This window comes from Oenococcus sp. (genome assembly GCF_047725585.1).
GTDB lineage: Bacteria > Bacillota > Bacilli > Lactobacillales > Lactobacillaceae > Oenococcus > Oenococcus kitaharae_A.
In genome coordinates this window covers 193317-213309 of sequence record NZ_JBDNNF010000003.1, presented here as the reverse complement: position 1 = coordinate 213309, position 19993 = coordinate 193317, and the positions used below count along the sequence as shown (strand labels likewise).

Genomic DNA, 19993 nt, shown 5'->3' with positions numbered 1-19993 from the left:
TTATAAAATAATTATTATAGTCTGGATCCGGTACAGCAGATACTATAGCGATTAACTCTGCAATCTAATCAAATCACAGAGAAAAATAGTTCCAGCTTAATTGACATAACTTCATTTCGAAAATGTTTTCAATATTTTTCCAGAGCCTGTGTCGATTTTCTCCAAAGTGACGAATCTATCGTTGCTGCTTAAAGTAAGAAGATAGACTTCTGGCATGTTCATAGATTGCCAATCTTTAAAAGAAAACTGCCCAGCGGTTAAATGGTTGAACAACATGCTGAGAGCCGTGCCATGACTGCAGATGATCATATTATTGTCAGCTGAGCGAATCGCTTCTGCAAAAAAAGCGACCATTCTTTTTTGGACTTGGGCCATATTCTCTTCATTAGGAAATTGACATTGAAAATCTGCCCATAAAGATTGCAAATGTTGCTGCCAGTTCGTTTGCCAACTGCTTTGGCGTTCCCTGAGCATCTCGGATTGTGTAATCGGCAGCTGCAAGCTTTTTGCCGTGGGTTGGATCGTCTCCAAGGCACGAAGATATGGCGATGAATAGATAGACTGGATCTGCTTGTCTTGAAAATAACTGCTTAAGGCATCTGCTAATTTTTTGCCTTGCTGAGTGAGTGGCGCTTTCCGGTCATTTTTAATTCGGTTATCTCGAATACTGTGGCGAACAAAATAAATTCTTTTCATATGTCTCCTGATTTTCCTTATTTGATTAGTGTTGTTTGCCTGAGATCAAATTCATTTTTGCAAATTCATCGGAATCGTTGTTGGCGGCTACTCGTTCAATTGAGATTGCATTTATCAATGTCGAGAAGCACAAATCCTGGATTTTGATGCCAGCTATTATCTTATCTGTATTGCCCTGATTAACTTTGGCAATTGTGATATGCGGCTGAAAAGGAATATCCCTACGCAAGAAAGGTGCAAAAACCGGATCGCTATACAGCTGATCGTGTAGTTTCGTAAATGTATCCCTGCCTTGATCTGCTTCTAGCCAGATATAGCCATTATCATCGTGACCTAATCTGGTAAAGGCCGCTGGAAAAGCTGAGGTTCCAGATATTATTTGCGTGACTTTCGCGATAAGTATCGTATCAGAAATTTCTGATTGGAAAGGAAAGACTAACGAAATGTGAGGGCGGATATGAGACACTAAGGGATCAAAATGCTCTCTGACACGTTGTAATGCAACAGCAGTGGAAATTTTAGGGAAAATCAGTATGGAACGCCATGGCATGGACATCTTCTCGATTTTTCTTCTTTTGTTATGTATGACATTGGTTAATAATCTCATAATCAGTGATTCGTTATGAAAAAAATTGCAAATTTCGTCAATCTTGCCTTTTCTAAAGCGCTATCACAAGTGTTTTTTATTATGCTTAGGTTATGAAAAACGGCACGCATATTTTAACTTTACCAAACGGCTACCATCTATGGTCTCATACGGAAAATGCTGGCCAGTCCGACAAAATGATCGCTGTTCATGGCGGCCCGGGTGACACGCACGAGTCTTTTGAAAGCTTTCCTGCGGAAATTCCTGGTGCCGAGATCACTTATTACGATCAGCTGGGATCTTGGTATTCGGATCAACCGGATTTTTCCGATCCGAAAGTCGCTGAGAGAACTTTGAAAATTGATTATTTTGTCGATGAGTTAGAACAGGTTCGCCGACAGTTAGGCTACGAGCAATTTACACTACTGGGTTATTCTTGGGGCGGCATGATTGCTTTGGAATATGCTTTGAAGTACCCCGAACATTTGACTAAATTAATTATTGTCGGTATGGCTGACCGTGACGCAGATTTCACAGATCGCATGAAAGAAGAAGTTGGCAAGGTTTTGACAAAAGATGAAGCTGAGTATGTCTTCTTGGAAGCAAAAAAAGGCGAATTTAGCGACGCTCTTTTCAATCAATTTATGGGGAAATTCTATCGTGATTATTACACACGTTTTTCCCAAAGCCAGACCAAACATGCTGTTGACACGACTAACTATCAATTAACTGATTTAATGATGGGAAGAAATCCTTTCCAGACCAGTGGCGTGATGGCCGGCTGGACTGTCGAAAAACGTGTTTCTGAAATTCACACACCGACTTTAATTCTGATTGGTGATCAGGATATGATTCCGATCAAGAGTGCGCAAACCATGGTCGAGCAGCTGCCGCATGGCAAACTAGCTATTATTCCGGATGCTACCCATGTCTCAATTCGCGACAATCCAGAATTCTTTTTTGAACAGGTGAACAACTTTTTGACTGAGAGTGATACTAACATTCAGAATTGATCTGTTAAAGGTATTTGGTACAAGGATTGGGCGTTGCAGGAAATGGTGACAAATGACAGAAACAAAATTATTGCAGGCAAACAATTTTATTAGCAAACAGCTTTTGGATCGCGCTGACTGGCGTAAACCCCTCTACCATTTTTCAGCCCCCGTTGGCTGGATAAACGACCCTAATGGCCTCATATTTTTTCAAAACAAATGCCATTTATTTTATCAGTACAATCCTTATTCGACTCAATGGGACGACATGCATTGGGGACATGCTGTCAGCGATGATTTGCTGCATTGGGAAAATCTGCCGGTAGCTTTAGCCCCGGATCATGATTATGACAAATCCGGCGTGTTTTCGGGTTCAGCCATTGAAAAAGATGGTCGTTTATATCTGATGTATACAGGCCACGTCGTAGACCAAGGAACCGTGACCGAGACTCAAAATATTGCTTATTCTGATGATGGTATCCATTTTCAAAAATATGCGGGTAACCCTGTTATCGATGCTCGACAACTGCCGACTGGATCGCTTACTTCTGATTTTCGTGATCCAAAATTATTTGCTTATAACGATCGCTATTATGCCGTTGTGGCTTCGGCTAAAGATGGACACGGGCAGATTTTACTTTTTCAATCCGAAGATTTACTCCAATGGCACTTCACGAGTACTTTGTTAGATTCCTGCCCTGAGCTCGGTATCATGGCCGAATGCCCGGACTTATTTCAGACCTCGGATGGGCATTGGGGGCTCGTATTTAGTGCCATTATCGGCGATGGGCAGCCAAATGTCGTTCATCTTGCCAGTGGTGATATTAATTGGGAAACAGCCACGTTTGATCTAGCCAAGATATCCGTATTGGATCAAGGACCGGATTTCTATGCCCCTCAGTCATTTGCTTATCATGGCAAAAGGATTCTGATTCCGTGGTTGAGAAATGATCGCTTGCTGGATTTTTTGGGGAAACAAGGCCACACATGGAATGGCCAGATGGGCATCCCGCGGCAGTTATCAATCGTTAATGACGTCTTGTATCAAGAACCTTTCCTGGATCTACCAGCTTCTTATGATAATCAATCCTTTGTGATTGAGACTAAAAAGCCTGTTGCCTTTGCTGGGAAAATCATTATCAGCTCGAATTCTGGTTTGCTAACGGGCGATGAATTGATATTTGATAATGACTCTGGTGATTCGATTCGGCTCAAGCGACAATCATTAACGCGGTATGAGCTTAATCTGCATCTGGCTACCTTCACCCATCAGCAAGAGCTGACGATTGCAGATCCTGTACGTATTCAAAAACTTGATATATTGATTGACAACTCGTCGTTAGAAATTTTTATTAATCAGCAAGTTGCAGCCAGTTTTGTCATTTACCCCAAAAGTGTTCTTCAGAGAATGTCTTATCAAGGCAGCAGCTGTTTTATCGGTCGGAAATTCAAACTATAATTTTTATTTTTTAATCATCTTGGCTAACACCCGATTCAAGCCATGCCTCTTTACGATAAACACGATGAAAAATAAGTCAGTCGCCGATACTGCTGATAGACGATTGAAATGATCCTATATTTGGTAATCAAAATTTAGATACAGTATACAAGCTGCATCTAAATTTTGTTTTGATATTCTGTCGCAAGAATGTCAGACATTTCTTCAGGGCTCAAGTCGCAATTGTGGTCTAGCCATTTTTTGATGATGGCCGTGATGCCTGTTCTAAAAAACTCCTTATGGTAGTCCAGGTTTCGATTATCGAATAGTCTTTGAGCGAGGTGGATATCGTAGTCGCTAATGTTCACTAAGGTATCTAATTTTAATTTAAAGTAGGTTGTGTAAAATGGCTGGTTCTGTTGGATATGGCGAAATAATTTGGTAAAGTCGTTAGAATTATGCTGGCCCTGGTTCTCTTCCTGATATAGTCCCTTAAAGTCGGCTAACATACGGCTTTGCAGCTGATCGATCAAATCGTAGATATCAAGGAAATTAGCATAAAACGTGGATCGGTTCAGATGCGCTTCCTGACAGATATCGATGATAGAAATTTGATGCAAGTCGTGTTCTTGCAGCAGAGTAACGAGCGCTTTTTCAATTTTTAAGACGGATGTCCGTCTTTTTTTATTATTCTGAACGTTGGCCATATCATGTATCCTCGGCAAACTTTATTAAACCAACAAATGTCGTGATATTGATGATTTTTTTTCATTTTAACACACGTTACACTCAATGTATCAAAGAAGAAAAGGACACTAAAATGATGGCAAAATCAAAACTCATTCAAGCAAATCAAAAAATTGCAAAATCCGTTGTCGAAGCTCATGAAAAAATAACGGATAAAGTCGTGGGTGCTTACACCAAGATCGAAGATAAATTTGTTGATCAGTATTTAACGCATGATGGCGAAAGCATTGCAGATGCTAAAGCAAGGTTAAAATTAGCAAACGAAGAAAGGCGGGCAAAGCTGAAAGATGAAAAAAAGTAGTTATATCACACTTCTTTTGAGTACTTTAGGCTTTCTTTTCCTAGGCTTGGGTATGTCGATGTCTTTGCTCCCTACCTGGCATTTATTTCAAACTGGTATTGTTTTGGGCATCATCGGACTGATTATTTTATTCATTACTTGGTTGGTTTATCGCAGGATGACTAATAAACCAAGACTCAATCTCAATAAACGAACCATCGGTATTAGCTGCTTGACCTTTCTCGGCGTGATGGTCTTCGGGCTTGGTATGAACTTGACAATGGTTTACCATCAAGAGATTCTTGGTATCGTTATCGGGACAATTGGTATTTTTCTGCTGCTGGCCCTGATTCCAGTGACAGTGGGACTGAAAAAATAAAGCAGGCAATGCCGCGATTTCGACTTACTGTAAAACAGGGTTACGAAAAATCCACTGTTTCATAAGGGTGGATTTAAAAAAGCAGGTTAATATTGATTAATCATTATCATGCAAATATATATCTTTTTGCTGCTGCCAGTATGCATGATCCTCTGGAGTGATTTCTCTTAAGACGTGGCATGGGTTTCCGACCGCTACGACATTATCCGGCACATTTTTTGTTACCACAGAACCAGATCCAATGACGACATTGCTGCCAATGGTGACACCTGGATTGATAACTGTGTTTCCGCCAATCCAGGCACTGTTGCCTATCGTGATCGGCTTACCATATTCGAGTTCTTCGTTTCGAATTGCGGCATCAATAGGATGCCCAGCCGTATACAAACTGACTCTCGGCCCCAAAAAGACATCGTTGCCAATTGTGATAGGGGCAACGTCAATAAAAATGCAATCATAGTTGGCATAAAAATGATTGCCAATCGTTGTATAACGGCCATAATCAATTCTAAAGGGCGGCTCAATATAGCTATTGGTTCCGATGCGACCCAATAATTCCTTTAGCAGGTCGTTTTTTTGGTTCACATCTAAATCAATCATTTGATTAAAACGATGAGTCATTTTTTTGGCCCGCATACGCAGTGCCACAGCTTCAGGACTGCCAGCAAAATATAATTTGCTTGTCAACATTTTTTTAATTTCATTTTTAGCCATAGAAAGATTCCCTGCCTTTTGAGTTTGAAATGTATGCGCTTTCGTCAAGTATTTTAGCATAGCTAAGTTGATTGATGACATGAAAATGTTCGATCAATGAGTGATCAACTTGTTAGTGTGTTTTATTGGTTAAACAAATCTTTGCATTCATTTGATATTAGGGCCGATAGGATATAAGCTGGAAATAGAAGAAAGAAGGACAAGCTTATTACATTTGGCATATACGATATCAAACACAACTGGTTTATCAACGAAAAGAAACAGAGTCCGGAGGCGTCAATCAAATTGTTCGATAGTATCGAACAAGCTTCGGACTTTGCGAATAAATACTATCTGAACAGTCGGCAGACTGCCATGTACAGTATTTATGAGATTAAAGATTGATTGGATATCCGAGAAACGCCCCAATAATGTCGGCGTTTTTTTGTTGCTTTTTTAGAAAACCATCGCGTTCTTCGTAATATTCAATATGGCTGTTTTCCGGAATAGGTTTTCGCAAGTTTTTTTAATTAAAAAGAAACCTTTACTGACTGTGTGTACAGTTTTTGCTGCTAGCTTTGTGGTAACTGCGATCCTATTAACACTATTTTTAAACTACCAGCATGCTGCCACGAATTTACCAATTGATTTAAAAAGCCAGATTAAAGATTTTACTTTTGTTCAAATCCTATTTAAGAATTTAATCGTGGCCTTAATCTTGGTATCGGGATTCTTCCTGATTAAAATTCCAACGATTCTGGCTCTGATAGTGAACGCTGCGGTGTTGGCTTTCATTTTGGCAGCCAATATTTATACGACTGGTGCCTGGCTTTACTTTATTCTGTTAGTGAGCATCCATGGGGTGGCTGAACTGGCGGCTTTGTTTATTGCGGCTAATATTGGTTTTCAAAAAATTAATCTTGCTAAAAAACAGCAGAGAAAGCAATTAGTGAATACAATGCTGCTGATAGTTGTTTTGCTGGCTTTAGCAGCTATTCTAGAAACTTGCGTGACCCCGCTATTTTGGAGATAACTGATGACCATCGCTTTTGTGAGTTCTTTACGAGCAGCTTATGCGAATCTTCCCTTCGTTAAAAAGATGACTGCGAGAAAACTTTTATTGTGCTGCTTGTTTGCATATACGGTTTCCGTCGTTGGCCTCTTTTTTTCTGCATGGGCTTCGCTGAGGCTATTTCCGTCATTACTTCGATGGATCGTCCAACAATATCCTTTGCTAAAATCTGTTTTAACTGAACCGATGATTGCTGTTTTCTTCGTTATGCTGGTCAATTTTGTTGTCTTTGTGCCGGATATTCGATCAGTAGCGGCTGCCACTAAAAAGCAGCCATTACTTGCTATGCTTGCCCGTGATAGTTCTTATCGTTGGCGAGTGGCTGCTGGTTTTTTCGCCCAGACCTTTTTTAAGATTATTCGAATACCAATTGTCACAACAAGTTTAGTTTTGTTCTTGACTAGCGGATTCATGATTCGCCTAACTGCGATTGCCATGTCGATTATCACTGTAACTGCAGCCTTATCTATTTTTCTGCAACGTATTGAATCAAAACGTCGTCCACTACTATGGCTGAATCCACTATCTTTTGCCACAGCTTTTCTCATAGCCATTCCGATAAAAGATTTCATTGAGGAAGCGTTGTCTGAATTGCTCATAAAAAAATCTATTGGAACTATACACTTTCATTTGGATGCCTTTGCTTTAGATTGGCATAGTGGGTTGTTGCTGGGATCGTCTTGTCTGGTCTTGTTTCTACCAGCTTGTTTGCTTAAACCTGTTCAGCATTTCTCTTATATGAAAGATTTTAAAAGCAGCATCGCGAAAAAGTCTCTGTCAGATGTGTTCATAGTTGCAACACCTATTTTCTATTTATTGTCAGGATTTGGGTTGTCCATACTTGGCCAGATGACTGAAGTAAAAGTTGCTCTAGGAATTGCTTTTATGCTGCTGGTATATCCGGCTGTTTTCTTAATGCCTAGTATCCTGCAGCGTTTCCCGGAATTTTTTGAAATTAAATGCCATTTGGATTTCTTCATTTGGCGAAAAAATTATGCCTTACTGATTCGAAATATGCTGGTTGCGATCTCGCTCTATTTAGTCCTTCGTTTAGCGCCACTTTATCTGCTTGCATTATGTCTGGCCGCTTGGAACGGTTGGGTGTCTATCGCTATCCCACTAATATTATTGACCTCTTCGCTGCTGCTTTTATTGACGATGGTTCTCCAATTAGCTGGGCTAACTGGCCGCTCTGTGGGCATCCACAGCGCTTTTGATATTCAACGAAAGAAAACGGTCTTAGCTGTTCGCAACATGATTGAAGCCATTATGTGGATTGTCTGGCTGCCTGTGTCATCACTGCCGATCCTTGCTTTTGTTTACTATGATGTCTCTTTTCCGATTTATTCTGGTCTATCGGTCCTATTTATTGTTATCAATGCAGCAACTATCAGTTTTATGATCGCCATCAGCATCCGGCAAAGCCGAGAAAGGAAAAGTATTCTATATGCCTAATATCTGTATTGAAAACATATCTTTTGCCTACGAGGACGCGGCGGTCATTGAAAATTTGGACTTGAATTTTGATTATGGTCAAGCTTATCGTATCGCCGGTCCCAACGGCATCGGGAAAACCACTTTATTAAAATTGATTCATGCAGATTTACGTCCTGATAGTGGGTCGGTGAGGGTACAAAGCCACGCTGAGGATAATGTTTTTTTGAGTGACAAGAACAGGCTTGATCCCCATCTATCTTTTAATGACCACCTGACTTTTTTGAAATCCGTCAAACAGCTGAAATGTCCTGAGGCTTTTTTGGCTCAATTGGTTGAACAATTGCATATGCCGACATACCGAGATACTGTGACTGCGGATCTATCTCTGGGAACGCAAAAGAAACTATCATTTATTTTGGCCTTGGCTCAAAAACCAAGAATTTTGATTTTAGATGAATTCTTCTCCGGTATTGATTCAGCTGGTATGCAAGTAATTTGCGGCTACTTGAATGCTTTTGTGGAGGAAGGCAATACCTTGTTATTCGTGACTCATGCTGATGAAAAACTGGGATGTTTACAATACAAAACAATATCTTTTTAGCAACAAAAAATATTAAAATTTGGATATTATATTTAATTAGATTCATTGAGAAAATATGGTTTTAACATAATGTGTTAAAATACACAAAAAGCCTTGGATCTTTGACTGATCTGATGTGATTGTGTCAGGAGACTCAAATGTTAGGGAAGTTTTTATCTTTTTCAAAGAAATATTCACTGTTATTACTATTTTTAATTCCAATTGCCTCTTTTGTAGAAATATCTGTTGCCTCGATTCTGCAATTATTGACAGATGCTGCTAACGGCAGGGCACATATCACTTATGGTTTATTGGTTCTGCTGGTATTGGCTTATATCGTTGTCGATGCACTCTTTTATTTTTTTAGTTCTTATTTCAGGGAGAAATGGCTGAATTTGACCGCTGCTGCTGTCAGAGCTAGTCTTATGCGCAAATATTTATCTGAGCAGCAAGCACTGGCTTTAAGCCACGATGATAATGAATCCAGCTCTTTCAATCAGTTAACTAATAATATGGCTGTGCTGCAAGACGATTATTTACGTGCAGCTGTGTCTATCTATGCAGAACTATGTCAATTTATCATTGCTATGGCCATTTCACTTTTTATCCAGCCAATGCTCTGCTTGGTCGTCCTGGTGTTATGCTTGCCTGGCTTATTGATTCCGCTTTTAAATCAAAAATTGTTGAAAGCTTCGAAAAAAGATGTCCTCGCTTCTTCGGAAAAATATACACAGATTTTACGGAATATCTTAGATGGTTTAAGAACGATTCAGCTTTTTAACGTCAATAAAATTATGCGTCGTCTCTTTGACCGGCAGAATCAGGATTGGCTGGTCAAACAAAATAAAGATCAGAAAAATCGCAAGCTAATTGGCAGTTTATCGCAACTACTTGATAATTTTCTCTATCTTGGTACCTGGGTTGGCGGGATTTATTTCGTCATGAACAAATCAATCTCATTGGGTCAGTTAGTTGCTTTTTCGCAATTGATGATTTTTATCGCTGAACCGCTGCAGTCGGCATCGGGACTCATGGCTGACTATTTGGGAGGCCAAGAAGCAGCCAAAAAGATTCAAGCTAATTTAGCCTTGCAGCAAAAAATTCCAGTCGGTCAAACAATCAATAAATTAAAGTCGATCGCCTATCAAGATATTGTTTACACAAAGAAGGATCAGACAATTCTTCGTCACGTTAATTTTAAATTTGAGACTGACAAGCATTACTTGATTGTTGGCAAGACGGGTTCCGGTAAGACAAGCTTTATGAATCTGCCTTTGCTGGATAAAAACGGCTATACAGGTAAAATTCTGATTAATGGCCATGATCAAAAAAATATTGATCTGGCAAGTCTGCGTGCTCGTTTGGGTATCGCTGAACAAAGCGGTGCAATTTTCTCGGCCAGTTTTCAAGATAATCTCAGTCTGTTCAGACAAAAATTTTCAAAGAGTCAGCTTCAATCAGCCCTAACGCAAGCTCAATTAAGCAATTATGCCAATGACGAAGCCTTCGCTAAACAGTTATCTAGTTCTGGACACGAATTATCCGGTGGTGAAGCTAAACGTTTATTCATTGCCAGAACTCTGCTGGATCACTTTGATTATTTACTTTTTGACGAACCCGCTAGCGGATTGGACCCGCATACGGCACAGGCGATTGAAGAGATGCTCATGCAGCTGGATTCGGGTTGGACTGTCATTACGCATCATTATAATGAGGCCTTATTTGCCTTTGCTGATCAGATTTTGGTCATGGCCGATGGCAAAATCGCTGCCAGTGGACAACTACAGGATCCGACGATTCAAGCATCTTTGATGCGGCTCAATTTGTTAAAGCCATAAAGTGTCCGTACCCATCAAGTACCATACGAATTAAAATTAAAAAATTCACAATTTTGTCTGTTATATTGTTTACTTTGTAACAAAGTCCGAGTAAAATGTTTGGTGGATATGGAGGTATTCGATATGACGGATCGTTTAAAGGGCAAAGTTGCGATTGTTACCGGCGGAACGCTGGGCATCGGCTTGTCGATTGTTGATTTGTATTTAAAGGAAGGTGCTAAAGTTGTTTTCACCGGCCGGCGTGAAAAAGTTGGTCAGGCAGCTTTGAAAACACTTGGCAATCCAGCTAACGCTAAGTTTGTTGTTCATGATGCTTCTGATGAAGAAGGCTGGAAGAAATTATTTGCGGACACAATTGCTGAATTTGGTGAGGTTGATATCTTAGTCAACAATGCCGGCATTGGCGTTCCCGGAAACGTTGAGAGTACTGATTACGCACAGTGGCGTCAAACAATGGCTGTTAATTTGGACGGCGTTTACTTTGGTACTCACTATGGTGTGATTAACATGAAAAATCCTAAGAGCGGGGATGCATCAATAATTAACCTTTCTAGTATCGAAGGTTTGATTGGTGATCCTGATCTGTTTGCCTATAACGCAACGAAGGGCGCTTTGCGGATCATGAGTAAATCAGCCGCTTTGTATTGTGCCCAGCATGATTACAATCTTCGTGTGAATACCATTCACCCAGGGTATATCAAGACACCATTGGTTGAGGAGATGCCTGGTTTTGAAGAGAGCATGAGCCAGCGCACCAAGACACCGATGGGACATATTGGCGAGCCTAACGATATCGGCTGGTTGGCTGTCTATCTTGGCTCTAAAGAAGCTAAGTTTGCGACCGGTTCTGAATTTACAGTCGATGGTGGCTACACGGCTCAATAATACTGTTTCATAAATATATAGAAAAACCGCCCATAATTAGTGGACGGTTTTTATTTTATGGATGTATTGAACCAAGAAAGTGTATGATAAAAAAATCATGTCTTTATTATTGAAGGAGACCAATCATGACGGATGATTCTTTTAACATCGTTTTTATTTTAATACTTGCCTTGGCTATCTATATCAGTAATAGGACACAAAATTCCCCGTTAATGCAAAAATTGCGGTCTTACCGCAGCTACTCGCTTCTTGTCATTGGCGTATTACTATCTTTAGCTCTCGTCCTGCATAGGTACTTTAGCTTTTTGCCACAAGGCCAAGTTGCCTTCGTGTGGCCTGTCATCTTGATTCTGCTAGGATTCTTTTATCTGAAAACTGATAAATTAAAGCGTTAAAGATATTTAAAAAGATGAATGTGTTCACTACTTATTGTGCATAGCGAGCACATTTGTCTTAGAGAAGTCCAAAAAATAAAACCGTCCACTAATTATGGACGGTTTTTCATATGCTATCTTTTTAGAATCCGGCAAACAGCTGATCGATTGTCTTGAATTCATTATCGCTGATATCAATTGATAAAGCAGCAGCGTTGCTTTTGACTTGTTCAGCTTTACGGGCACCGGGGATCACGACGCTGACATCGGGATCGGCCATGTACCAAGCGATCATGACTTGTGCGACAGTTGCCTGTTTTTTATCGGCAATTTGACGAACTTGATCTAAAGCCTTGATGATTCGGTCAAATTGTTCGGCAGAAAACTGATCAAATTTGCTGGCATCGGCAGCTGTATATTTGCCTGTCAGCAAGCCTGAAGCCAAAGGGAAATAAGGAACAAAGGAAATACCGTTAGCCTTCAGGTATGGCAGTAGTTCTTTTTCAGCACCACGATGCAGCAGGCTGTAGTTATCTTCAACGATATCTACTTGGCCATCGGCATTAGCTTCTTTGACCTGGTCAAGAGAAAAATTGGAAACGCCAACCGCACGGATCTTGCCAGCTTTTTTCTCGTCTGCCAAAGCCGCAACAGCTTCGGCTTTATCTGTCTGCGCATCTGGGAAATGGATGTAAAAAATATCAATATAATCCGTCTTCAAACGTTTTAACGCATCATCAACAGACTGTTTTAAAAAGGCTGGTTTGTTATTTAGTTTCAGATTATCTTTTGGGTCTTGAGCTGCTTTACTAGCAATAATGACTTTTTGACGGTCGTTTTTCTGCAAAACATCGCCGATAATTTCTTCAGATTTACCTAAGCCATAGACATAGGCTGTATCCAGCAATGAGATACCATCCGATAAAGCTTCTTGGACCAAGTCGTAACCATCGTCGTCATTGAGGCCTGGAAATAAATTATGGCCACCGACTTTATTGGTGCCAAGGCCTAATTTAGTTGATGTCACATCGCTGTGACCAATTTTTATTTTTGCAATCATTCTTTCCTCCTCTAAAGTTCCGAGCTTTTGCCTGATTGATTCATGTCTTCAGCTCTTTACCAGTGTGTAAGCAAAGACGTTACTTAATGTGAATTTCACGACTTCTTCAGGAAGTGAAGGTAACATCTAAGACAATTCTAACCTAAAGTTAGTAAATTTCACCAATAAGCTAGTGTCTCTTGAATAATTGGGAACCATTGACTGACAATTATCAAAGAAGACAGCTGATTGACAAAAGCGTGCCTTCGGATTAAGATAGTATGTGATAAGATTAACAAGTTGTCTTTATGGAGGAAACTTAAATGAAATCGCTTACCGATACAGTCACTTTTCGTCATGGTGCCAGGGTTAATACTCGTCTTGTACAGTCACCCATGCTGAGTAATTCTGGCAATCGAGAGATGGTTTCACAAGATACATTAGACTATTATGGTGCGCGTTCGCAGTCTGCAGGTATGGTCATTGTCGAATATACGAATGTCAGTGTAAATGGTGGGCCGTCAAGGACTTGGGCAGATGATCGATCTCAACTGGCGATTTACGATGATAAATTTATTCCAGGAATGATAAAAGTAGCCGCTGCATTGAAGAAAAATGGTAATAAAGCTATTTTGCAGTTAGCACATGCTGGTCGAGAAGCGAACTATGCTCAAGCCATGGGTCGAGTAGCTGAGGTGCCTACGGCAATGGATTTTCCGTGGATTGATTATCCGTTGCACGAATTAACGGACGGCGAAGTGCGGCAGGTCATCAAAGATTTTGGATCCGCGACCAAGCGCGCAATTGATTGCGGTTTTGATGGCGTAGAAATTCATGGTGCCAATCATTACTTGATTCAACAGTTTTTCTCAATTTTTTCCAACAAACGTAATGATGATTGGGGAGGGAGTCTAGAAAAACGTATGCGTTTTCCACTTGAGATTGTCAAGGAAGTCATGCGTGTAGTTAAAGAATTCGCTCCTAAGGATTTCATTGTCGGCTACCGCATTAGCCCGGAAGAAATTCATAGCATTGTGGGTTATAGCTGGCATGAGTCGACGCAATTGATTCAAGCGATTACGGGTAACTACGATTTGGATTATATTCATATCTCGCTGCCGCAATATAATGATAAGCCCAAGGATTCTACGAAAACTTTTGCTGAGTTGTTTCAACCAGCGATTGGCAGGCAGGCCAAAGAAATCATTGTTGGCAACGTTTTATCTGAAAAAGATATGCAATCTGCGATGCAATTGTCGGATTTAGTCGCAATGGCACGTGCTACTTTATTGGATCCTCAAATTGCTTTAAAAATCAAAGAGGGCCGTGGGAATGAGATTGTTGATCACATTTCGCCTGAACAGGTCAAAAAATCGCACCTGACTCCAGGATTAATTAATCTATTCTCTGACCCGCGGATGGAACCGCATTTGCCAGGCCGTGAGTCTATCTATGCTTTGCATGAGACTGGTAGCCTCAATGAAGATATTCTGAAAAACGGTACCAGTTCGTCTTATAATTTAAAGGATTTGCAAGACAAAAAATAACGTTTCAACAGTGACATCTTCGATTAGAGCTGGCTGATCAGTTATTTAAAAAGCGCTTTTAAGAAAGCGCTTTTTGATTTTGCCCGCCAGCGGGTTTAAACTGATCATATCTTTAATGTTGAGCAGTGAAGACTCAAATGAAGATTCCAAATATAGAGGTAAACAAATATGTCAAACTGGTTGATTACAGGCTGTTCAAGCGGCCTGGGCTATAATCTGGCTTTAAGTGCTTTGAAAGCTGGCAATAATGTGACGGTCACTGCCCGCCACACGGAAAAAATTCAAGAAATTGTCAATCAATACCCTGACCACGCGATTGCATTAGCATTAGACGTGACGGACCCCGAACAGATTAAGTCGGCAGTTGCTGCTTCCAAAGATCGTTTCGGTGCGATTGATGTTTTGGTTAATAATGCCGGACACGGTTATCGAGCTGCCGTTGAGGAAGGCGGCACAGCCGACGTGGATGAGCTGTTTGAAACGAATTTCTTTGGTCCCGTACGGCTGATCAAGGCTGTTTTGCCTGATATGCGTTCCAAAAAACAAGGTGCTATTGTCAATATTTCTTCGATTGCGGCCAAGAACTCCTTAGCGGGATCGGGCTATTATGCGGCGACTAAAAATGCTTTGGAAGCTATGTCTAAGAGTTTGCGCCGAGAGGTATCACCTTTGGGTATTAAGGTTATGGTTGTCGAGCCAGGTGCCTTTCGGACTGATTTTGCCGGCCGTTCGATTAAAGAGTCGGCTGCTGTGATTGATGATTACGCCCAGACTGCTGGCCTGCGCCGCAAAGACAATGACCATAGCAGCGGCACACAACCGGGTGATCCAAAGAAAGCCGGTGACTTACTTGTTGAAGCCGTGCAATCTGATCACACACCTGACATGCTGCTGTTAGGCAGTGATGCGATTAAGGTGGTCAACCATGAGTTGCAGGCTGACATTAATGGCTTGAAAGCTTGGGAAGACAAAAGCAAAGAAACTGATTTTTAGATAATAAAAAAGGCTGCCTACTGACAACCTTTTTATTATGCCAATCAGGCAAGTTTTTTTGTAATTTCATCCAAAGTTCCCTGAAAACCAAAGATTGGCCCATCGGCTTGGACTTTAAAGCTCTCAGATAAGGATCCTGCATCGTAAGGCTGAAAACCAATTTCTGAAATCAAGTCAGTAGCGATTTTTTTAACTTCGCCATCGCCTGCGACAGTCATGACAATTCTATCGGGTGTACCGGCCGCTTTGGCTAGGCTGCCTAAATTTGCGACGCCGAAAGTATTGAATGCTTTTGCAACCTCGCTACTATGAAAGTGATTGGCGACCAATTGCGAGCTGGCAATTTTATGTGTGAGTAAGTCTGTGTTTTGCCCATCTCGTTGCGGAAAATAATTGCTGGCATCGATGACTTTTTTGCCTTTTAGCAGATTGCTATCAATATTTTTGATTTGGTTAAAGGGCACAGCCAGCACAATTAAGTCCTGGCCGTCTGCAATATCAGCTAAATCAGCTGCTTTGGCTTGAGGACCAAGTCCGGCGACAATTTCTTTTAAGCTGTCAGCACCGTGGCGATTAGTTAAAGTCACTTCATGGCCGGCTTTAATGGCTAATTTAGCTAGAGCCTGCCCGACATGTCCACTACCGATGAATGCGATTTTCATATGTGTTTCTCCAATCGAATCTGTCCCCATGCCAATTATACTCGCACCTATAATAGATCATCGCTGGTGATCTATAAAAAAGTGTGGTGGGCCATTTGTGAAAAACTAAGCCAAAGTAATTAATTGATCAATTTCTGGCCGAATTTCTTCATGTAATTGATGAGTAACAAAAATCACAGTCATATCCTGCAAGCTTAAGAATTGCTTTTCTACTTGAATAGCACTTTCGTTTTTCAAACTGTTGGTGCCTTCATCGACTAGCAGAATTTGTGGATTCCGTAATAAACCCCGGGCCAGCGCTAAACGCTGTCGCTGGCCACCAGAGAAGAGCTGACCTTTTTCGCCGACTGAACTATCCAAGCCTTGTTTTTGAGCCATAACGAAGTCAAATAGGTCGCTGCGTTTGAGTGCCTGGAAAATGGCATCATCAGAGAATTTTTCGCCAAGGGTCAAGTTATCACGGATGGTGCCGTTGAAAATATAGGGAATCTGATCAACATAAGTAATTGTTTTGCGCAGCTGTTTTGAGGAAAGATCCTTTAATTCTTGACCGGCAATTTTGACACTACCACTATAATTCAGCAGTTTACCAGCTAGAATATTCAGCAGAGTCGATTTACCAGCGCCAGATTCACCTGTAATAATGACTTTGCTATTCAAAGGAAGCTTGATCGAAACCGGCTTCAAAGCTATTTTATCCTGATAGCGGTAGCTCAGATTTGTCAGATTGATAGTGGCGTCTGCTAGAGGCTTAGTGCTTTGATTGCTGGTATTGAGGCTGGTATCGACACCCAGATGATATTTAGCAAACAAGGGATTCAGGGATTTGACAGAAGTCAGCGTTGGACCTAAGTTAGCTAAGCCGTTAAAGACGTTTGAGGCCAAGGCGCCGGTTGATAGAATTGATCCGATCGGCGTCAGACGTGCTAGTGCTAAGGCACCAGTCCAGGCAATTGTAATCAGTTGACTACCGGCGTTTGCCAAGACACCAATTGACGTGGCAGCTGCTTGTGTACGTCCCAGTTGAACTTTTTTGGTCTGCAGCAACCGGCCGCTTTTATCGACGTGATTGATAATTCGTTGTGTCAGATTATAAGCAAACAATGTGTCAAAACCATGCAGCATATCATTGACAGAAGCGGCAAAGTTTTCATTGGCCTGTGAGGTCTCGACACTGACTTTCTTCAATTTTTTCTGCATCAATTGTGGGGCAAAAATAGTGACAGCTGATAACAACAGCGTTAAGACCACCAGTGACCAGTGAAAAGACAGCAGGGCGATGATTGAGAAGATGGCATCCAGAGAAACAGAAATAATATCGAAGAAAACACTAAAACCGCCGTTTTCGATCATTGTCACGTCGTTCATCAGCCAAGATGAGTAATCGTCTGAATTTTTGGCATGAAAACGGCTGTATGGCAGACCAGAAATTTGCTGGCTGATATCATGCCGCAAAGACAGGCTCATCTTTTGTACCAGTCTTGCCCGCAGACCATACACGATATAGATCAAAAAAGCGAAAATCACCCAGGTCAAGATCGCCAGGCCTGCCAACAGCAGAAATCGGTTTCGTTGGAAACTGATCAAGCTGTTTAATAGATAGGTATTGATTAAGGCAGCTGCTACTTTGCTGCCGGACATCAAGGCAATTAGGAATACACAAAACAGCGTGCCGACCCATTGTTCTTTTAAATATTTTCTCATGATGTCATTCCTCACATTTCTTTTAATTATTTAGCATTATGATATATATATATATATATACCGGGATAATTGTTCATAATATTAACACAAGCGTAGATGATTGAAGCGAGTAATTTCAAATTACAGTACTACTTCAATTGATCGGATTGAAAATCGCTGTTGCTTATGAGAAAATAGCCCAAACGGTATTGGCAAAGGACGGCATATGTTCAAGTTTTTGGTTCACACACCAGCAAGTTTGTTATTTCTTTAAGAAAACTATTTTCTAAATTAAATAACAATAAGGTGGGTAACACTCATGAATTTAACTCAGTATTTACGTGAGTTCTCCAAACAGAACGGTTTTTTGTCTGCGTTTCTGATTCTCCGAGACTTTGTCTTGATGCTGGCAGGCCTAGCTTCGGCTAACGCTTTAACAGCCTTAGTTCATCTGCATTTGCAATCTTTTCTGATCTGGATGCTGTTGGAAATAGACGCTTATACTTTTTACTGTTTCAGCCTCTACATTCAGGATTACTATTCTTCTAAAATTATCCAGCGCATGGATACGGCCATTCGTCGAAATATTGCCAAACGCATTTCGCAAAGCAGTTATCAAGATTATCATGCTAGAAACGACGCTGTTTACACCTCTTGGATGACCAATGATATCAATACGATTAATCAAAATGGTTTTAATAATTTTTACGATCTTGTTGATAACACGGCTAATATTGTTTTTGGTGCGGCAGCCCTGCTCTTTTATCACTACTCTTTTATTGTGACTGTGGCAATGCTGTCGGTGGCGACTTTGCTGGCGCCCAATGTTTTCAAAAAGAGACTGGACCGGACTTCTTTAGAAATGACACAAGGATCAGAAAAATTAACTGACCAGCTAACCGACACATTAGAAGGCTTTAATCCTTTATATATGATGAACCTCACGCGCAGAATTGTTGCCAAGGTCTTGACAGCTTCTGATCATTTAGCCGAAAAAAATAATCACTATGCAAAAATCTACGGCACGATGTCGGCTTCGGTGAACGGCATTAGTGTGGCCAGTCAGCTGATTGTTGTGATTCAAACGGGCATTTTGGTCTTTTTGAAATTAATCCCAATTGGTTCAATTGTCGCCACGGAAAATTTTGCTGGCAGCGTGTTTTCCGGCATTACTGGCAATAGCCAAACATTGATTGCCATGAAAGCAACCAGGCCGATCTTTGACAAATTCAGACAGCTGCCTATCCAGCAACAGCAGTCTAGTAGGCCGGCCGCCGCCTTGCAGCAAAGCATCCAATTAAAAGATGTTAGTTTTTCTTATAAAAATCAGCCCATTCTCAAGCAGGCTAATCTTGTTTTAGAAAAAGGTCATAAATATGCGCTCATCGGACCCAGCGGTGCTGGTAAATCAACGCTGCTGAATTTGCTGAACACAAAGCTGACGAATTATCAAGGCAGTCTATTATTTGATCACGATAATTATCAGAATCTAAGCTCAGCGTCGATTCGTGAACAAATTTATTATCTGGATCAGGATCCTTATATTTTTAATGACAGCTTGGCCAATAATATCACGATGGGTCAAGCAATCGGGGATGATCTTTTAAAGCATGCCGTTGAAGAGGCCGGCCTGCAGCCTTTGATTGACCAGCTGCCCGATGGTTTAGACACACAATTATCTCATGATGGCGCTGACCTCTCAGGTGGGCAGAAACAACGGATTGTTTTAGCTCGCGGCCTGGTTTCCGGCCGATCCATTTTTCTCGTTGATGAAGGTACTTCGGCCTTGGATCGAATATCGGCTGACAAAATTGAAGACAGCTTGATTAGTAACCCTAGAATCACGTTATTAATGGTGACACACCACTTGAGAGCGGAAACATCTAAGCGTTTTGACCATGTTTATACTCTTCAAGATCATCATGTTTGTCTGAAGACAAATTAATGAGGAGGCCCGCAAGTAGCGGGTCTTTTCTTTTGGGGAAATCAGCTCTTTCAATAGATCGGTGCCACAAAAAATCCACTGCTAATCAACAGTGGATTTACTATTATAGAAGTTTATCGAGTATCTG

At 41.0% G+C, this 19993-nt stretch carries 20 protein-coding genes; 13 read left to right on the top strand and 7 right to left on the bottom strand.

Annotated features, from left to right (window positions below):
* Nucleotides 1–111: 111 nt before the first annotated feature.
* Both ABF487_RS05570 and ABF487_RS05565 read right to left on the bottom strand, forming a co-directional pair.
* Nucleotides 112–696, bottom strand: a complete 585-nt coding sequence (locus ABF487_RS05570; protein ID WP_415632528.1) for a histidine phosphatase family protein — start codon at nt 694–696, stop codon at nt 112–114.
* A 25-nt stretch (nt 697–721) separates the two neighbouring features.
* On the bottom strand, nt 722–1303 hold the full coding sequence (locus ABF487_RS05565; protein ID WP_415634753.1) for a 2'-5' RNA ligase family protein: 582 nt from the start codon (nt 1301–1303) through the stop codon (nt 722–724).
* 92 nt (nt 1304–1395) lie between these two features.
* On the opposite strand from ABF487_RS05565, the gene ABF487_RS05560 reads away from it, so the two are divergent.
* Entirely contained in the window at nt 1396–2295 is a 900-nt protein-coding gene (locus ABF487_RS05560; RefSeq protein WP_415634752.1) for a proline iminopeptidase-family hydrolase, read from the top strand.
* Nucleotides 2296–2347: 52 nt separating this feature from the next.
* Nucleotides 2348–3733, top strand: a complete 1386-nt coding sequence (locus ABF487_RS05555) for a glycoside hydrolase family 32 protein (protein ID WP_415634751.1) — start codon at nt 2348–2350, stop codon at nt 3731–3733.
* Between the two features lie 158 nt (nt 3734–3891).
* Here ABF487_RS05555 and ABF487_RS05550 read toward each other — a convergent pair whose 3' ends face one another.
* Nucleotides 3892–4419, bottom strand: a complete 528-nt coding sequence (locus ABF487_RS05550; protein ID WP_415634750.1) for a TetR/AcrR family transcriptional regulator — start codon at nt 4417–4419, stop codon at nt 3892–3894.
* A 50-nt stretch (nt 4420–4469) separates the two neighbouring features.
* Here ABF487_RS05550 and ABF487_RS05545 point away from each other — a divergent pair, with 50 nt between their 5' ends.
* Both ABF487_RS05545 and ABF487_RS05540 read left to right on the top strand, forming a co-directional pair.
* The gene (locus tag ABF487_RS05545; RefSeq protein WP_415634749.1) at nt 4470–4760 is read left to right on the top strand and encodes a hypothetical protein; all 291 of its coding nucleotides are present in this window, start codon (nt 4470–4472) and stop codon (nt 4758–4760) included.
* Nucleotides 4747–5118: a hypothetical protein gene (locus tag ABF487_RS05540; protein WP_007745336.1), complete on the top strand. Its 372-nt coding sequence runs from the start codon at nt 4747–4749 to the stop codon at nt 5116–5118. The genes ABF487_RS05545 and ABF487_RS05540 overlap by 14 nt, the downstream gene beginning before the upstream one ends.
* Nucleotides 5119–5214: 96 nt before the next feature.
* Here the strand turns inward: ABF487_RS05540 and ABF487_RS05535 are convergent, their stop codons facing one another.
* A complete protein-coding gene (locus ABF487_RS05535) occupies nt 5215–5832 on the bottom strand; it encodes a sugar O-acetyltransferase (protein WP_415634748.1) in 618 nt (205 codons plus the stop codon).
* A 469-nt stretch (nt 5833–6301) separates the two neighbouring features.
* Between ABF487_RS05535 and ABF487_RS05530 the strand changes: the two genes are divergently transcribed.
* From ABF487_RS05530 to ABF487_RS05505, 6 genes are all read left to right on the top strand, one after another.
* Nucleotides 6302–6844 carry a stage II sporulation protein M gene (locus ABF487_RS05530; protein ID WP_415634747.1) on the top strand — a complete coding sequence of 181 codons (543 nt, stop codon included), beginning with the start codon at nt 6302–6304 and terminating at the stop codon, nt 6842–6844.
* Between the two features lie 3 nt (nt 6845–6847).
* Nucleotides 6848–8338, top strand: a complete 1491-nt coding sequence (locus ABF487_RS05525) for a hypothetical protein (protein ID WP_415634746.1) — start codon at nt 6848–6850, stop codon at nt 8336–8338.
* Nucleotides 8331–8921 (top strand): ABC transporter ATP-binding protein, encoded by a 591-nt coding sequence (locus ABF487_RS05520; RefSeq protein ID WP_415634745.1) that lies wholly within the window; start codon nt 8331–8333, stop codon nt 8919–8921. Before ABF487_RS05525 ends, ABF487_RS05520 begins: the two co-directional genes overlap by 8 nt.
* 137 nt (nt 8922–9058) lie before the next feature.
* Entirely contained in the window at nt 9059–10738 is a 1680-nt protein-coding gene (locus ABF487_RS05515; protein WP_415634744.1) for an ABC transporter transmembrane domain-containing protein, read from the top strand.
* A 123-nt stretch (nt 10739–10861) separates the two neighbouring features.
* Nucleotides 10862–11623, top strand: coding sequence for an SDR family oxidoreductase (locus ABF487_RS05510; protein ID WP_415632544.1), 762 nt, complete (start codon nt 10862–10864; stop codon nt 11621–11623).
* A gap of 125 nt (nt 11624–11748) precedes the next feature.
* On the top strand, nt 11749–12018 hold the full coding sequence (locus ABF487_RS05505) for a hypothetical protein (RefSeq protein ID WP_415632545.1): 270 nt from the start codon (nt 11749–11751) through the stop codon (nt 12016–12018).
* A 121-nt stretch (nt 12019–12139) separates the two neighbouring features.
* Here the strand turns inward: ABF487_RS05505 and ABF487_RS05500 are convergent, their stop codons facing one another.
* Entirely contained in the window at nt 12140–13057 is a 918-nt protein-coding gene (locus tag ABF487_RS05500; RefSeq protein ID WP_415634743.1) for an aldo/keto reductase, read from the bottom strand.
* Nucleotides 13058–13359: 302 nt separating this feature from the next.
* On the opposite strand from ABF487_RS05500, the gene ABF487_RS05495 reads away from it, so the two are divergent.
* A complete protein-coding gene (locus ABF487_RS05495) occupies nt 13360–14583 on the top strand; it encodes an NADH-dependent oxidoreductase (protein WP_415634742.1) in 1224 nt (407 codons plus the stop codon).
* 168 nt (nt 14584–14751) lie between these two features.
* Complete coding sequence (locus ABF487_RS05490; protein WP_415634741.1) at nt 14752–15576, top strand: oxidoreductase; 825 nt, start codon at nt 14752–14754, stop codon at nt 15574–15576.
* A gap of 44 nt (nt 15577–15620) precedes the next feature.
* On the opposite strand, the gene ABF487_RS05485 is transcribed toward ABF487_RS05490, so the two are convergent.
* Together ABF487_RS05485 and ABF487_RS05480 are read right to left on the bottom strand one after the other, a co-directional pair.
* Nucleotides 15621–16268: an NADPH-dependent F420 reductase gene (locus ABF487_RS05485; RefSeq protein WP_415634740.1), complete on the bottom strand. Its 648-nt coding sequence runs from the start codon at nt 16266–16268 to the stop codon at nt 15621–15623.
* Nucleotides 16269–16343: 75 nt separating this feature from the next.
* Nucleotides 16344–17942: an ABC transporter ATP-binding protein gene (locus ABF487_RS05480; RefSeq protein WP_415634739.1), complete on the bottom strand. Its 1599-nt coding sequence runs from the start codon at nt 17940–17942 to the stop codon at nt 16344–16346.
* A gap of 298 nt (nt 17943–18240) precedes the next feature.
* Here ABF487_RS05480 and ABF487_RS05475 point away from each other — a divergent pair, with 298 nt between their 5' ends.
* Nucleotides 18241–19866 carry an ATP-binding cassette domain-containing protein gene (locus ABF487_RS05475; RefSeq protein WP_415634738.1) on the top strand — a complete coding sequence of 542 codons (1626 nt, stop codon included), beginning with the start codon at nt 18241–18243 and terminating at the stop codon, nt 19864–19866.
* The last annotated feature ends 127 nt before the right edge of the window (nt 19867–19993 follow it).